The organism is Anabaena sp. CCY 0017 (genome assembly GCF_963920885.1).
Classification (GTDB): domain Bacteria; phylum Cyanobacteriota; class Cyanobacteriia; order Cyanobacteriales; family Nostocaceae; genus Nodularia.
Genome location: NZ_CAWUDG010000003.1, coordinates 198,052 through 214,633 on the forward strand (window position 1 = coordinate 198,052; position 16,582 = coordinate 214,633).

Sequence of the window (16,582 nt, forward strand, 5' to 3'; positions counted from 1 at the left end):
AATTAATTATTGACCTATATTTTTCTTGATTTATCACTTTTTCACAAGAAAATAGGCTGTAGCATACTCAGGTAATTGGCGGATATGCTGCGTAAATTGTTGTCGATTCTTAAAAGTTCCGGCTAAGAAATCCAGTTGATGCAGATTTGGTAAAAATGCGCCACCTGTATCAGCCATTACTCCCATCTGCAACTGTTTTTGCCCATTTCTTGTATGTTCAATTACCACTATTCTACCTAAGCCAATATTGAGGATATCTCCAGCAAAAGTTACTCCTGGCTTGATGGAAATTTTGGCATCTATATTATGTCCATAACCTTTGATAGCGTCCACTTGTCTAAAGTACCAATAACGCTTTTGTGATGTGGCTTTTAATCCCGGCACATAAGAAATACCATTATTTCTATCTACATTGAAAAAAGCTTGTTTACCATCGGTAAAATTAATTAGGATTGTTCCCTGCATTAAGGCTTCTTCTAAACCAGCACGGGTTAAATAAGCTAAAGGCTTGACTCTACCATGTTCTTTACCCCCCGGCTCATAAATACCTGATAAAACATCCTGTTTTGTGTATCTAGTGTAGAATTTATCAGTAATATTGTCTTCTTTTAAACCGTAAAGTGGTACATTGTAAGTAGATGTCTTGGTATGAGAACCTGTATGCTCGAAAACAGCATATTTGGTAATTCGGACTTGATTCTGCTTCTGGTTACTAGGATTATGGGCAGACCATTTAATGACTCGAAAATGGGTATTAATAAAATCTGGATTTTCTAATCGATTGGGGCGATTGTTGGCAATATCATCTCTTAAAACAGTAATCATGAAATCTAAAGTTTTGATAATATCTTCTACAGTTACGCCTTGAGTCCCTAGTAGCCCTCTCCGAAAAATGTTGGGATCTTCAGAAGCGTGGTCTTGAAAATATTCTCTCGTGTTCACAAGAACACTTAGTAAATCGGCTTGATTAACATTAACTTTTGTTGTGGGCAGTTTTGCTGGACTGAAAACTTTACTACCTTGAATGCTAAATTTATACTTTTGCCATTCATCAATGACTGGATAACTTACAGGTATTGATGCTTTAGATGTCTCAGATGTAGAAGTATTTCTTTGGCTGATACTTTGATTGGATATCTGGGGGAGGATAACAGGGGTTTGAAAAATTGTCGCTATTCTATGAACAGGGAAAATAGTAGCGGGTGAAATCTGTGATTTCGTTAACAAAGAATTTGCTGAATTAGTCCATAAGAACGGGTTTTCATCCTGAATTTCGGAATTTGGTAGTTGATTTTTTGACTGTGTATATAAACCACTACTAGTCACACTCACCAGCAATAAAGCCGCAAAGCCTAATGTGACGCGAAGTTTTTGGGTTGATAAAATATGCATAAGCGGGAAAATCAAGTTCTGATAATAAATAATAATTGCAATTTCTCAATTTGAAACAAGATTCAATTGAAAATACGCCAATAATGTATACAGTTGGCGCATCATATCTTTTTTATTTATCAGGAACAACCCCGTTTAGCCGCATCCCGTTATACAAAAAACAACTCCGGATAAACTTGACTAAAACATCAAAAAATGTTAAACAAACCCCATAAACCGACTCTGATCTGGTAAGCCTCGGTTGATCATATTCTGGCAAAGAATTCAGGATATATGCGATCGCTATGGTATGCTAAAGATATATAGATAACAGTGGATGCTCTACTTACAGTTAAATATTGGGCTATGAATTGCCCCTAGAAGCAAACGCGGTATATTGTTTTGTGTGATTATAATAAAAAAATCTACATTTTCGCCTGCTAAATTAAAGCATAATATGTAATTTTAATCTAGCAACGCCCAAACTTTATGGAGTTGCGTAGATTGTCGGTCAAGTTGAGAATAAATAGGCGAAGCACACGGGGAAACTAACGTGAGTTATGGATTTGATTACGATTTAGTCATTATCGGCGCGGGTGTAGGCGGACATGGTGCAGCCTTACACGCCGTTAGCTGTGGACTGAAAACAGCAATTATCGAAGCAGCCGACATGGGAGGAACCTGTGTCAATCGGGGCTGTATACCTTCTAAGGCTTTACTGGCAGCATCGGGACGGGTGCGGGAGTTACGTAATGCCCACCACCTGAAATCCCTGGGGATTCAAGTCGATAATGTGGCATTTGACCGCCAAGCGATCGCAGATCATGCTGGAAATCTGGTATCGAAAATTCAAGGCGACTTAACCAACAGCCTCAAACGTCTGGGAGTCGATATTATCAGGGGTTGGGGCAAAATTGCCGGCACTCAAAAGGTGACAATCACCGGAGATGGTGGTGAAAAAACCGTTACAGCTAAAGATATCATTCTTTCCCCTGGTTCAGTACCCTTCGTACCTCCAGGAATTGAAGTAGACGGCAAAACCGTTTTTACCAGCGACCAAGGCGTAAAATTAGAATCTCTACCAGAATGGGTAGCGATTATTGGTAGTGGTTACATCGGCTTAGAATTTTCTGATGTTTACTCGGCTTTGGGCTGTGAAATCACCATGATTGAAGCCCTAGACCAATTAATGCCAGGATTTGACCGGGATATTGCTAAACTGGCGGAACGAGTTTTAATTACTCCTCGTGATATTGAAACCAAAGTTGGCATATACGCGAAAAAAATTACCCCTGGTTCGCCGGTGGTAATTGAATTGGCAGATTTCCAAACCAAAGAAGATATTGATGTGATCGAAGTGGATGCTTGCTTAGTAGCCACAGGACGCATCCCCGCTACTAAAAATCTGGGTTTAGAAACTTTAGGTATAGAACTAGACAGACGAAACTTTATCCCCGTAGACGATCGCATGGCCGTACTTTCATCTGGGGAAGTAGTACCTCATGTATGGGCGATTGGTGACGCTAACGGCAAAATGATGTTAGCACACGCCGCTTCGGCTCAAGGTATCATCGCCGTAGAGAATATTGTGGGGAGAACCCGTGTAGTAGATTATCGCAGCATTCCCGCCGCCGCCTTTACTCACCCAGAAGTCAGCTATGTGGGATTAACAGAAGTAGCCGCTAAGGAATTAGCACAAGCTGAAGGCTTTGAAATCGCCACCAGTAAAAGTTACTTCAAAGGTAACTCTAAAGCCTTAGCCGAAAACGAATCCGACGGTATGGCGAAGGTAGTCTATCGCAAAGATACGGGTGAAGTCTTAGGTGTTCATATCTTCGGAATGCACGCCGCCGACCTAATTCACGAAGCATCAGCTGCGATCGCCCATCGTCAATCAGTCCAAGACCTCGCTCATTTAGTCCACGCCCATCCGACACTTTCCGAAGTACTAGATGAAGCCTACAAACGAGCCATAGTTTAGCCCCTTGTAGAGACGCGATGAATCGCGTCTCTCATTCTCATAAAGTCAGCAATCAGCCCTTAAATTATGCAAATTCGTCGCCGTTCCACGAACACAACAATTAATGTTTCTTTTTTACGTTATCAGTCTACCTTGCCAGATATAGTCCCAAATAACATTTTGGAAGAAATTGTCTGGCATAAAGAAATTGAAATTGACAAAATGCGGGAAAGGCGACCTTTAGCACAATTGCAAAAACAGGCACTTGCAGCACCGCCAACTCGTGATTTTATTGCCGCCCTCAGACAAGGTAAAACCCAGCCAGCATTAATTGCTGAAGTCAAAAAAGCTTCCCCTAGCAAAGGTGTTTTACGAGAAGATTTTGACCCAGTAGAGATTGCTTCTGCATACCAAAAAGGTGGGGCTAGTTGTCTGTCAGTTTTGACAGATACTAAGTTTTTTCAAGGTAGTTTTGAAAACTTATCTAAAGTCCGTGAAACCGTAGAATTACCCCTTTTATGTAAGGATTTTATTATCTATCCTTATCAAATGTACTTAGCTCGCATTCATGGTGCAGATGCAGTTTTATTAATTGCGGCTATTCTCACTGACCAAGATTTACAATACTTTCTCAAAATTGCCAATGCGATGAAAATGAAGGCTTTGATTGAAGTCCATAGTTTGGCAGAACTTGACAGAGTATTAGCATTAAATGGTGAGTTTATCGTCGGAATTAATAATCGTAATTTAGAAGATTTTTCTGTTGACCTGCAAACTACCTGCGAATTATTAGCAGCACGAGGTAATCAATTACAATCACGGAATATTCTAGTTGTCAGCGAGTCAGGGCTACATACTCCAGAAGATTTGCAAATAGTACAACAAGCAGGCGCAGCAGCTGTATTAATAGGTGAATCTTTAGTTAAACAGCCTGATCCAAGTTTAGCGATCGCTCATCTATTTGCGGGATTTTTAACTCCAGAAAGTTCAATGTAATCACCAAACATTAGTTTAGTGTGTAACAATTTTGGCATGAGTTCCGACTCTGACTTAAAAAACATCCCATATTTGAAATATTACATCAACTAATGGAGCAAATTCCTTTACCTTCGCCTATTCACTACGAACTTTTACTGCAACTCTTAGAAAGACAAACTATGTCAGCCGTCAGTCAGAACCCTGATTTACGGCATCAAGTAAATCAACTCATTATTACTCTCCGTAAAGCAGCCGCGCAACAAAAGCAGCTAGAAAATATTTGCCAATTTTCGGCTTTGGGAGTAGATCATCGTTGGTCAATCAATCATCATGCATCTCAAGTTATCACACCCGATTGACCCAACACATCAACCCTATTGTAGAGACGCGATGAATCGCGTCTCCAACCTCGGTAAAAAATTTGCTCACATATTGTATTTGTACCCCAATTTGTGAGATTCTAAATAAGCTCCAATCAAGAATTCAGACAAACTGGGTAGAAAATTTAATGTCTCTTTTTCGCTAGCTAACTCAAGAATTTTAGATTATTTTAATATACATAAATTATTGCAAAAGTCAAGCTAATCATAAATTAGCTTTAATCATACTTTTCCTCTAGATTTGCAGACTATAGCAAAGTATTTTGGATGTATATGCAGATAAATCTAAGATTCATCCCCAGAATTTAACTATTCGCCTAGACTTTTAACTTTTATTTGACTTTAGGACAAACACATGGAAAATAAGTTGATGCTAATGATTCCTGGCCCCACACCAGTGCCAGAGGCGGCTTTGCTGGCATTAGCCAAGCACCCAATTGGACACCGCACCAATCAGTTTAGCAACATCATGGCTGAGGTGACAGAAAACCTCAAATGGTTACATCAAACTCAAAATGATGTGATGATGCTGAATGTTAGCGGCACGGGTGCGGTAGAAGCGGGAATTATTAATTTTCTCTCTCCAGGCGATCGCATTCTAGTTGGCTCCAATGGTAAATTTGGAGAACGCTGGGTAGAAATCGGTGAAGCTTATGGTTTGAACGTCGAAGCGATTACCGCCGAATGGGGCAAACCTTTAGACACAGCGCTGTTTGCCGAAAAACTGCAAGGTGATACCGAAAAGCAAATTAAAGCCGTAATTGTTACCCACAGCGAAACCTCCACAGGTGTGTTGAATGATTTAGAAACTATCAACCGCCTAGTGAAAGAACATGGTGAAGCTTTAATTATTGTGGATGCAGTTACTAGCTTGGGTGCATTCAATTTACCCATAGATGCTTGGGGTTTGGATGTGGTCGCTTCTGGTTCTCAGAAGGGCTATATGATTCCTCCCGGACTAGGATTTGTTTCCGTCAGCCCCAAGGCTTGGGAAGCTTACAAAACTGCGAAGTTACCCAAATATTATCTAGATTTAGGTAAATATCGCAAATCAACAGCTAAAAATACGACTCCCTTTACTCCACCTGTAAACTTGATTGTGGCTTTACACACCACATTAGGCATGATGAAGGCAGAAGGCTTGGAGTCTATATTTACGCGACATCAACGACTGAAAAATGCGACTCGTGCGGCTGTTAAAGGTTTGAATTTACCTTTATTTGGTTCAGATGATTACGCTAGTCCAGCAATTACTGCTGTAGCCACACCAGGAATGGAAGCGGATAAAATTCGGTCATTGATGAACAAGCGTTTTGATATTGCCTTAGCTGGCGGTCAAGACCATCTGAAAAACCAGATTTTCCGCATTGGTCACTTGGGTTTTGTGAGCGATCGCGATATTCTTAGCTGTATAGCAGCCCTAGAAGTGACTCTGACTGAACTCGGTCACGAAGGTTTTACTCCAGGTGGTGGTGTCGCCGCCGCAGCGAAAGTATTCACTCAGTCCTAGTCAGCAAATTCTCCCCTTGCTAAGTCTACCGTGTACACCCAATGGACGCTAGTCCATAACGCACCCTACGAGTTTCAAGCCAATGTGGGTAAGATTGTTCGACTTGTGTGTACACGGTAGTGCTAAGTAGAGATACTAGGAGAAAAGTTCATATACTTGATTAAATTATAAAGAGCGAGTTAAATATTTAACTCGCTCTTTGAATGTGTATGGAAATAAGTAAAAATGGTAACAGTTAATTCTCTGGTCTATCAGCCTTCGGACAAGGCAGAACGGACATGACATACCTCAATTCTCCTGTATGGAACTCATACTTGTACTAATTAGAACAACTATTGCCACCAAAATATTATCTGGTCAAACAGATGAAATCAAGGAAAAAACGGTATTTCACTTTTGTTCAGAATTATACAAGCTGTATTAAGCCGTTTCCAGCCAGTCATAAATTTGTTCTAACTGTTCTAAAGTAATTAACCCATACTGCCACAGAATCATCGGTAATGGACCCGGATCTTGTTCCCGATGTCTCAGGGCAACGGCTAAAGAAGCCGCAGAAATTGCCAAATCTTCCTGGAGAAAATGAATTAGTCGCGAATATGTTGATGGTGGCATTTGTAACTCACCTCCTTTCATTGAATGTATTGTCATATAACGATTTAGCATTACTCAGTAGCCCGCAGCTAATATTTCATTGGTAACTGATATTTACCGGATAAACACTTGAAAAAGTTTTGCTTAAATTTATCAAACTGACCGATTTCACCGATAAAACTCGAATATTTTCCTTTTACAGCCTCACCTATCGGCTCAACTCACCAGATGCACACTACCCAGGCTGAATTTTTGTCTGTGGAGGATACTGGAAGACCAGTCCGGTGAACCAGGAAATTCTAACTTTGAAGTTAGATGTTCCCGCTACATTGCTGGCAATTCGTGGCGAGAGTCGTCACAGCTAATACTGCCTTATGAGAGTCCATTTACACTTACGCCAAAAGGAATATTTTTGGCAGCTAAAGCGTAGAGATGCGATTATACCTTGAAACTGCAAATTTGACTATGACTGAAAACATTTAAATAGTAGCCCCTCAATTTGTTTTTTTATACCTACGTGATAGTTTTTTTGATCCAATCAGATTAATTCAGGATTCGCCATAGCTGATACGGGGAAGTATAGGTAGGGGTGGCATGATGAACGGGGATATTGCTAAACCCGCCTCTATTCCTGGAACTTAATTCTGACTCGATCTCCATCGCGCAAATTTAATTCGGCAGCTCGTCCAGACCGCAACTCAATTACCATATCAATAGGAACACTAGGTCCATAGGTTGGGCAAGGTTCACTTGTGCAGGGAGGTGCAGAATCTTGAATATATTGAACTACTCCATTTTGTAAAAACACCATATCCAGAGGAACCGGGACATTTTTCATCCAAAAGCTAACCGGTTGTGCAGTAGGAAACTGGAATAACATCCCCTGATTATCTGGTAAAGCTGGACGATACATTAAACCCTTTGCTTGTTGTTCCGGTGTTCGTGCCACTTCCAACTGAATTTGAGTCCCATTAGGCAGAATGGCCTCCGCAGAAATAGGGAGCATTTGACCGGCGAATGCTTTGGTTTGGCTGCTGGGGCTGGGTGTGGTAGAGTTTGCTGTTGTTTCCATAGAACAGCCCATTAGTAAAACACTCAACAGCATCGGAACTAAGTTTAGCCAACGCATCATAAAATTTGGGATTGATTTTGTAATTTAAATTTCGATTTTACAGAACTTATGCAAAAAAACACATTGGATTAAGTTATTTTTTCTGTGATGTTGTTAATTGCTAAATGGTGATTCTACAGGGATGGATAAGATTAATATATCTACTTGGTAGCTGTGAGCAGATAGTAGATGATCAGGTAATATACTTATCCCGGCGGGCAAAATGCTCAACGCCACAAAAGTTTTGTTTCTCCGCAATATGTAAATGAAATTTTGACAAGTTGGAGGTATAGCAGGATCACAAGTGTGATTGCCTAAAAATTCACTGTCCTTGAGAAAACTGTTATCGCTACACTGGAGCTAAATATATTGAATTGTAGCTCCTAAGTTATGAGGTTATTGATGAAACTGAGGAAATTATGACCGAACTTTTTCAAACGGGTATAGAAAATGTAACACATAAAAATATTCTCTCGCAGTGGGAAAAAAAGTTTTAGCAGAATTGAACAAAATAGGGATCAATCTTGCGGCATAAACCTTGTCCATCATGAAAAGCGGAGTTTTTGTCATTGCGACGTAAGGAAGCAATCTCACCATCTTGACTAAAAACTACAGTTATCAAAGTAGACAAGGTTTAGCTTCCGATTTTCGACAAGAGGTGGGGACAATTTATGGATGTCAAAAGAAGCAAGGGTAGGAGGGTGCAGGGGTGATTTGGAACTTCCCTGCCTAAATGGTGCAAATTGAATGTTATGTATTAATCTAAAAATTTAAAATTATGTCCTTTATTTCTACAACAGCTGCAAACCTCAACGTCTACATCCAAGGTGAAGGATTCCCGATTCTCGGCTTACATGGTCATCCGGGAACGGGTCGGAATCTTTCTGTTTTTACGAATCATTTATCAAAGCGCTACCAAACTTTCGCCCCAGATTTACGCGGATACGGCAAAAGTCGCTGTAATGGCAATTTTGAGATGTTAGACCATTTGTCCGATTTAGAAGCGCTGCTAGACAGCTATAAAATCGAAAAATGTCTCATATTGGGATGGTCACTGGGGGGGATTTTGGCAATGGAAATGGCCTTGCGACTACCAGAACGAGTGACTGGTCTGATTTTAGTAGCTACAGCAGCCCGACCCCGTGGCAATCATCCCCCCATTACTTGGCAGGATAATCTCTATACTGGGGTTGCCGGAATTTTAAATTATCTGCAACCGAGTTGGCAATGGAATATCGATACTTTTGGCAAGCGATCGCTCTTTCGTTATTTAATTCAACAACATACACCCACGGCATACAATTATATTGCCAAAGAAGCAGCACAGGCCTATTTACAAACATCTCCTCCAGCAACTCGCGCCCTGTATACTGCCCTAAAAGCTGGTTACAATCGACTCACAGACTTACAGCAAATTAATTGTCCTAGCCTAGTCCTAGCTGGAGAACAAGACCGACATATTACAGCTGAATCCAGTTTAGAAACAGCGCGACACCTAAAAAATAACCAGTATCATAGTTATCCCCATACCGCACATTTATTCCCCTGGGAAATTCCCCAACAAGTCTTGGGTGATCTTGATAATTGGTTGGAAACAAATCCACAGGTTACAAGTATTTAAGTAAAAAATAACGCCATAAACCTCTCTCTTCCTTCTTTCTTCTCCCAAGGGGAGACGCTACGCGAACGTGTACTTTGCGCCCTTTGTGGTATGCGCTGCGCGCACGCTACGCGTTAGCGGAGCTTTCGCTTTAGCGATACGTTCCTCTTACTCCGATTCCGCTAACAATTGCAAAATCAATTGCAAGGGAATTTCCACATAATCAGGACGATGATTAAGTTCATGGTCAACTGCCTCAATAGCCTTTTCCAACAGATAAGCAAAAAGCAGTAATTGTAATTCCCCTTGCGTCCTGGGTAAAAACTCATATTCCCTAGCAGTAGCTAAATAAGAATTGCAGAAAGCCGCACTCACCCAGGTATACCAAAATTGCGCCCATTGTGACATCAGGGGCAGATTCTCAGGGCGAACCATCCCCGTTTCTACTTCATAGCCCAAAGCCTGAGTCACAGCATAATTAAAAGATACCAGCATTCCGGCCACATCTCGTAAAGGCGATCGCTTGCGGCGGCGTTCACTTAAACTACGCGCTGCCTTACCTTCAAAATGAGTGATAATAAAATCCTTGCCAGTGTACAGCAATTGCCCCAGATGATAGTCACCATGATAACGAGTCCGTCTGGCGATAATTTTTTGATTCACAACTAATTGGAACCGCGCCAAAATCTCTTGTTGTTGATTGAGAACATCTGCGGCTAATTCCTGGGTGTGAGATGGCAAATATTCTGCCCGTTCTCTTAGCAATCGAAAAACTCGCCCTGTAAGGTTGCGGGCATCTTGATATATTGAACGTTGATAAAACGATGAAAAAGGTTCTGGCGCAAAATCGGGATTATCTATCTCTGTAGCTAAGGCAATATGTAGTTCAGCTGTGGACTTACCTAACATTTCCGCATTGGGAAGGTAGGAATTGATAGTTTGGATTGCCAAATCAGGAATCTCAGTTCTCTGTAAGTCCAGTAGAGAACCTGAAGGAATCGGGACTGCGGTAATAGTTGCCTGTTTTGTAGTGACAATATCAAAATAATGACGCAGGCTATCCAGGGTGTAATCCCAACCACTGCGAGTATCTAGAATCAACTCTTGTAATATACCTACTGTCATTGGTAGGACTGAACTATCCCCAAATCTATTGGGGCGGCGGTATTCTAAAGCCCCAGCTACAGGTAGAAAATGTTGCAAGCGTTTTTTCTCGCCCAGAAAACGCCGAATTTCTAAATCCGGGTGCATATCTTCCTCAAATTTACGGAAAAGTTTCAAACACAATCGCTCGCCATACAATATATAAGTATTGGTTTGTTCTTCTTCTTGGAGGATAGTTGGTTCATTATCTGTGTCTTCTGAGTATAACTGTGAGAATAAATCCGTGGTTGTGGCAAATAATTCTCCTGTTATCCCCTGATATAAACGATGATTTCCTATCGCCTGTAATAATGTAGTCAAAAAATCCTGATCTACTAAAGCATCAAATAAAATTCCGGCTTCTGGAGTCTCTGTTTGCACTTGCAGACGTGAGATGACAGCTTGGGGCATTTCTGATAACAGGTGCATTGCTTGATTACCTGACGCATAACCCAAAAACAGGAGATAAGTTTCGCGGTTTCTCTCGATGTAATCTACTTGCAACCAAACTATCTGGGCTAACTGTTGATTGTAAGGTATAGCGATCGCTTCTACAATTTCTACTGATTGCAAAGTTTGGTTTTTACCACCAAACCATTTACAGGTATATAGATAATCTCGCAGTGTTGATTCTAGAACTCCTTTTAACTCTCGTTGTGAAATCACATTTTGCCACTGTTGATTTACCACCAATGTGGGTAACTCGGCTTGGGGTTTTGGCGGTTGAGTCAAACTGGGTTGACGTTTGAGGACAAACCAGTAAAATCCGTAGGGACTCAAACTGAGAAAATAAGGCGATTCTCCAATGGGTGGAAACTCAGTGTAACCAAAAATTTCCACTGGGACTAATTCATTGAAGTCTGATAAATCTAATTCTGCTGTTTGCACATAATGAGATAGATTTGCAACTACAACTATATGTTCTTCGCCGTGGGTGCGGCTAAAAGCAAAAACTTTGCGGTTATTGGGGTGTAATAATTCAAAATTGCCTTTACCCAAAGCCTGAAAGCGGTTCCGAGTCGCAATCAACCGTTTCATCCAATACCACAGAGAATTGAAGTTAGCCCGTTGTGCTTCGACGTTGACTGCTTCGTAGTGATATTCCGAGTCAATGATTACGGGTAAATGTAAGCGTTGGGGATTGGTGCGGCTAAAACCAGCGTTACGGTCAGAACTCCATTGCATGGGAGTCCTGACACCATTGCGATCGCCTAAATAAACATTATCACCCATACCAATCTCATCACCATAATAAATTACTGGTGTTCCTGGCAGGGATAATAATAAACTATTGAGTAATTCGATTTGGCGACGGTCATTGCCTAACAAAGGTGCTAATCGGCGACGAATACCTAAATTCAATCTCATTACCGGGTCTTGGGCATAAACTCGGTACATAAAATCCCGGTCTTCATCTGTTACCATTTCTAAGGTTAATTCGTCGTGATTTCGCAAGAATAACGCCCACTGACAGTTATCAGGAATATGGGGAGTTTGTTGGAGAATATCCACAATAGGAAAGTTGTCTTCCATCTGGAGGGCGATAAATAGACGCGGCATCAGAGGAAAATGAAAGTTCATGTGACATTCATCCCCATCACCATAATATTGGGCGGCATCCTCTGGCCATTGATTAGCCTCAGCTAGTAGCATCTTTTGCGGATATTTCGTATCAATGTGCGATCGCATATCTTTAAGAAAAGCATGAGTCTCTGGTAGGTTTTCGCAGTTCGTTCCTTCCCGTTCATACAAGTAAGGAACTGCATCCATGCGTAATCCATCTACGCCCATTTCTAACCAAAAATCTAAAACATCAAATACCGCTTCTCTAACTAAAGGATTATCATAGTTTAAATCAGGCTGATGGGAGTAGAAACGATGCCAATAATAAGCTTTTGCTACTGCATCCCAAGCCCAATTAGAAGTTTCAAAATCTTGGAAAATAATTCGGGCTTCTGCGTATTTTTCTGGCGTATCACTCCAAACATAAAAATCTCTTTCTGGACTACCTTTGGCGGCGCGACGTGCGCGTTGGAACCAAGGATGTTGATCAGATGTATGGTTAATAATTAACTCAATAATCACCCTGATACTACGCTGATGAGCAGCGATTAATAACTTCTTAAAGTCTTCTAATGTGCCATAAATAGGATTAATACTGGTATAATCAGCAATATCATAACCATCATCTTTTAATGGTGAGGGAAAAAATGGTAGTAACCATATAGCTGTAATTCCTAAGTCTTGCAAATAATCAAGTTTTTCCGTTAGTCCCCTTATGTCACCAATGCCATCACTATTACTGTCAGCATAAGCCCGAATAGGTACTTCGTAGATAATCGCATTTTTAAACCATAATGGGTCATCTTTTAAAATTATATTTGGCATTTTATCTATGTTAAATTAGAGGTTTTTATAAAAACTATGATGCGCCACTTGATACAATCATCTGTTTATCTAACAAAATAGCCAAAATTATTACTTTGTCCATCTAACATAAGTAAGAGCCATAACTTCAATTAACTTATTGCAAATTTTTAGTAGTAACCTCTGCGTTGAACTCTGCTTGATCAGAGTGGGCAAGTTATAATTTTTAACGTAACAATTTTAATAACCACTAAATTAAATACTTAGGCAATAATCACCTTCACTAGGTTACGGAATGTACCATGATTAAGTTTGTAAGTACGATAAATTTACTGACATAAAATTGCCGATCTCATCCACAGTTTCCCTCAGAACAGAACCTCAACAGTTTGATTAATTCCGAATCACAATATTTGAAGTATGCAAGCAATATCAGAATTAGTACAAAATCTTTTATCTTCTAATAACTACATACCGCATGGGCATTGTTATCTTTGGCAAACGCCTCTGGTAGCGCTACATTTAATCAGTGATGCACTGATCGCGATCGCTTATTTCTCGATACCAGTGATGCTAATCTACTTTGTGCGTAAGCGTGATGACATTCCCTTCTCCAAGGTGTTTGTTTTATTTGGAGCGTTTATTATCCTCTGTGGTACGGGACACCTACTGGATATTTGGACACTGTGGCATCCCGATTACTGGTTGTCAGGCATGGTCAGAGCGATGACGGCTTTAGTTTCTTGTTATACTGCAATGCAACTAATGGAACTTTTGCCACAATTTCTGTCCATGCGATCGCCCGAACAGCTAGAAGCCATCAACCAAGAATTAGAAAAACAAATAGCAGAAAGGCAAAGCACCGAAGAAACCCTACAAACAATTGTGGCTGGTACTGCTTCAGTCATTGGCAATGAATTTTTCCCAGCATTAGTGCAGAATCTAGCCACAGCAATGGGTGTAACTTATGCGATTATCTTTGAGAAAGTAGACAATTCATTAGAAAAGCTCCGAAGTGTTAATTTTTGGTCTGTAGATCATCAGGCAGACAATTTTGAATATGAATTGATTAATACTCCCTGCCAAGATGTAGTGCAGAAGAATATGCTGTGTGCTTATTCGAGTGGATTACGGGAAACGTTTCCCCATAATTCATTGCTAGAACAGTTAGGCGCAGAGAGTTATATCGGCGTTCCCTTAGTGGATATCCATCAGAATGTGATTGGCAACCTGTGTATTGTCGATGTTAAACCCTTAGCAACAAGCGATCACATCAAAACACTATTACAAGTTTTTGCAGCACGGGCTTCTACAGAACTACAACGCAAATGGGCAGAAGAAGAAAAACTCCATGCTTATCAGGAATTGGAATTTGGCGTTGAGGAACGCACGGCGGAACTTGTCCAGGTTAATCATGTCCTAGAAGTGGAAATTCAAGAACGAATTGCCACAGAAGCCGCAATGAGAGTCATGGCGGAGCGAGAACAAGCCACAAAGCACGTCATCCAGCAAATGCGTCAAAGCCTGAATATAGAATCGATTTTCCGGGCTACCACTGCGGAATTACGCCAAGCTGTAGAATGCGATCGCGTCTTGATTTATCGCTTTCAACCCGATTGGAGTGGCGAATTAGTTGCCGAATCTGTTTCTGAAGTTTGGCCGCCTGTGATTCCGCAACAAGCCGAAAATAGCAAACTCACTGAGGTAGCTGTGGAGCCGAACAACTGTGTAATTACTCGACTGACTGATTCAGATTTGGTAATTCGCGATACTTATTTGCAAGATAACATCGGAGGCATCTATCAGCAACAAAATAGCTATTGCTGCGTCAATGACATCTACGAAGCCGGGTTTGATGCCTGTTATCTCGAACTTTTAGAGCAATTAGACGCACGAGCTTATATTATTGCACCCATTTTTTGTGGTAATCACCTTTGGGGTTTATTGGCAGTTTACCAAAACGGCAACCCGCGACAATGGCAAAACCCAGACATTCAGATTGTTACCCAAATTGGTAGTCAACTTGGGGTAGCAGTACAACAAGCAGAATTATTTGCCCAAACCCAGGCACAAGCAGAAGAACTAAAAGTGGCTAAAGAGGCTGCTGATGCCGCTAATCGTGCCAAAAGTGAGTTTTTGGCAAATATGAGCCATGAATTACGGACTCCACTCAACGCCATTTTGGGTTTTACCCAGTTGATGCAGCGAGATCAGACCTTATCCTCGGAACATCAAAAGTATACAGAAATCATTAACCAAAGTGGTGAACATCTACTGGGGCTAATTAATAGCGTCCTGGAGATGTCCAAGATCGAAGCGGGACAGATGAATTTATGTAACGTAGAATTTAACCTGCATAATTTACTCCATAGTTTGGCCTCCATGTTGCAGCAGAAAGCCGTGTCTAAAGGCTTAAAACTAATTTTTGACTGCGATATCACCGTACCTGAATACATCAAAGCCGACGAAAACAAACTACGTCAGGTACTAATTAATTTGTTGGCGAATGCCATCAAATTTACGGAAACAGGACAGGTAACTTTGCGAGCTAAATGTCAGGAGTTATATGGGGATGAAGAAGAACTTGCTAGCTCAGGATTTCCCAGGCAATATCAGTTATTTTTTGCAGTTGAAGACTCTGGATATGGAATTTCTCCAGAAGAAATCGGGAATTTATTTCAAGCTTTTCAGCAAACGCGCTCTGGACAACAATCGAGACAAGGAACTGGCTTAGGTTTGCGGATTAGCCAAAAATTTGTGCAATTAATGGGAGGTGAAATTACTGTAGAAAGTGAGTTAGGTAAAAGCACTTGTTTTAGCTTTCATATTCAGGCTGATTTGCCTGAAACTATTGCTATTGTTAAATCATCTTCTCCCATTCTAGATGTAGTCAGTATTGCCCCCGGACAAACAACTTATCGGATTTTGATTGCTGAAGATAATCCTGCTAATAGGTTGCTGTTGAGTAATATCTTGAAACGTTTAGGTTTTGCAGTACAGGAAGCAGAAAACGGACAACAAGCCATTGCACTTTGGCAAGAATGGCAACCTCACCTGATTTTTATGGATATGCGAATGCCTATTGTTAGTGGTTATCAAGCTGCTAGGGAAATTCGTCACTTGGCACAAACATTAAACAATCAAAATGGGGAAAATTATCCGACCACAAAAATTATTGCCCTCACAGCAAGTGCTTTTACAGAGCAAAAGCAAGAAAGTTTAGATGCAGGTTGTGATGATTTTGTGAGCAAACCATTTCGTTGGAAAGAAATTTTAGAAACACTAACCAAGCATCTACAGGTAGAATATGTATATAAAAACACGGAAGTGAATCAGGTCTCCTCGTCAGCCGATTATGTCCTTGATACTACTTCCTTAGCCATTATGCCAGCCAATTGGATTGGCCAATTACACCTAGCTGCTGCCCAAGGCAATGATAGTACTAGTCTCCAACTCCTGGAACAAATTCCTTCTGAACAAATTGCTTTAATTGCCGCGTTAACACAATTAATTGAAAGCTATCAATTTGACAAAATAATTGTCCTCACTCAACAATTTAATTTTTCATGAA

At 40.7% G+C, this 16,582-nt stretch carries 11 protein-coding genes; 6 read left to right on the forward strand and 5 right to left on the reverse strand.

The window, feature by feature from the left end:
* Window positions 1-33 precede the first annotated feature (33 nt).
* Window positions 34-1,392, reverse strand: a complete 1,359-nt coding sequence (locus tag ACM0OW_RS05380) for a hypothetical protein (protein ID WP_414549012.1) — start codon at window positions 1,390-1,392, stop codon at window positions 34-36.
* 532 nt (window positions 1,393-1,924) lie between these two features.
* Between ACM0OW_RS05380 and lpdA the strand changes: the two genes are divergently transcribed.
* From lpdA to ACM0OW_RS05400, 4 genes are all read left to right on the forward strand, one after another.
* Window positions 1,925-3,352 (forward strand): dihydrolipoyl dehydrogenase, encoded by a 1,428-nt coding sequence (lpdA, locus tag ACM0OW_RS05385; RefSeq protein WP_414549013.1) that lies wholly within the window; start codon window positions 1,925-1,927, stop codon window positions 3,350-3,352.
* 66 nt (window positions 3,353-3,418) lie between these two features.
* The gene (gene trpC / locus ACM0OW_RS05390) at window positions 3,419-4,327 is read left to right on the forward strand and encodes an indole-3-glycerol phosphate synthase TrpC (RefSeq protein ID WP_414549014.1); all 909 of its coding nucleotides are present in this window, start codon (window positions 3,419-3,421) and stop codon (window positions 4,325-4,327) included.
* A gap of 92 nt (window positions 4,328-4,419) precedes the next feature.
* Window positions 4,420-4,668 (forward strand): DUF5340 domain-containing protein, encoded by a 249-nt coding sequence (locus ACM0OW_RS05395; protein WP_414549015.1) that lies wholly within the window; start codon window positions 4,420-4,422, stop codon window positions 4,666-4,668.
* A gap of 376 nt (window positions 4,669-5,044) precedes the next feature.
* Complete coding sequence (locus ACM0OW_RS05400) at window positions 5,045-6,199, forward strand: pyridoxal-phosphate-dependent aminotransferase family protein (protein ID WP_414549016.1); 1,155 nt, start codon at window positions 5,045-5,047, stop codon at window positions 6,197-6,199.
* A 420-nt stretch (window positions 6,200-6,619) separates the two neighbouring features.
* On the opposite strand, the gene ACM0OW_RS05405 is transcribed toward ACM0OW_RS05400, so the two are convergent.
* The 3 genes from ACM0OW_RS05405 to ACM0OW_RS05415 form a co-directional block, all read right to left on the reverse strand.
* Window positions 6,620-6,847: a DUF2949 domain-containing protein gene (locus tag ACM0OW_RS05405; protein WP_414549017.1), complete on the reverse strand. Its 228-nt coding sequence runs from the start codon at window positions 6,845-6,847 to the stop codon at window positions 6,620-6,622.
* 568 nt (window positions 6,848-7,415) lie between these two features.
* Window positions 7,416-7,922, reverse strand: coding sequence for a DUF192 domain-containing protein (locus ACM0OW_RS05410; RefSeq protein WP_414549018.1), 507 nt, complete (start codon window positions 7,920-7,922; stop codon window positions 7,416-7,418).
* 472 nt (window positions 7,923-8,394) lie between these two features.
* Window positions 8,395-8,532 (reverse strand): hypothetical protein, encoded by a 138-nt coding sequence (locus tag ACM0OW_RS05415; protein ID WP_414549019.1) that lies wholly within the window; start codon window positions 8,530-8,532, stop codon window positions 8,395-8,397.
* A 147-nt stretch (window positions 8,533-8,679) separates the two neighbouring features.
* Between ACM0OW_RS05415 and ACM0OW_RS05420 the strand changes: the two genes are divergently transcribed.
* Entirely contained in the window at window positions 8,680-9,522 is an 843-nt protein-coding gene (locus ACM0OW_RS05420) for an alpha/beta fold hydrolase (RefSeq protein WP_414549020.1), read from the forward strand.
* A 147-nt stretch (window positions 9,523-9,669) separates the two neighbouring features.
* On the opposite strand, the gene treS is transcribed toward ACM0OW_RS05420, so the two are convergent.
* Window positions 9,670-13,032, reverse strand: coding sequence for a maltose alpha-D-glucosyltransferase (treS, locus tag ACM0OW_RS05425; protein WP_414549021.1), 3,363 nt, complete (start codon window positions 13,030-13,032; stop codon window positions 9,670-9,672).
* 399 nt (window positions 13,033-13,431) lie between these two features.
* Here treS and ACM0OW_RS05430 point away from each other — a divergent pair, with 399 nt between their 5' ends.
* Window positions 13,432-16,581, forward strand: a complete 3,150-nt coding sequence (locus ACM0OW_RS05430; protein WP_414549022.1) for a GAF domain-containing protein — start codon at window positions 13,432-13,434, stop codon at window positions 16,579-16,581.
* The last annotated feature ends 1 nt before the right edge of the window (window position 16,582 follow it).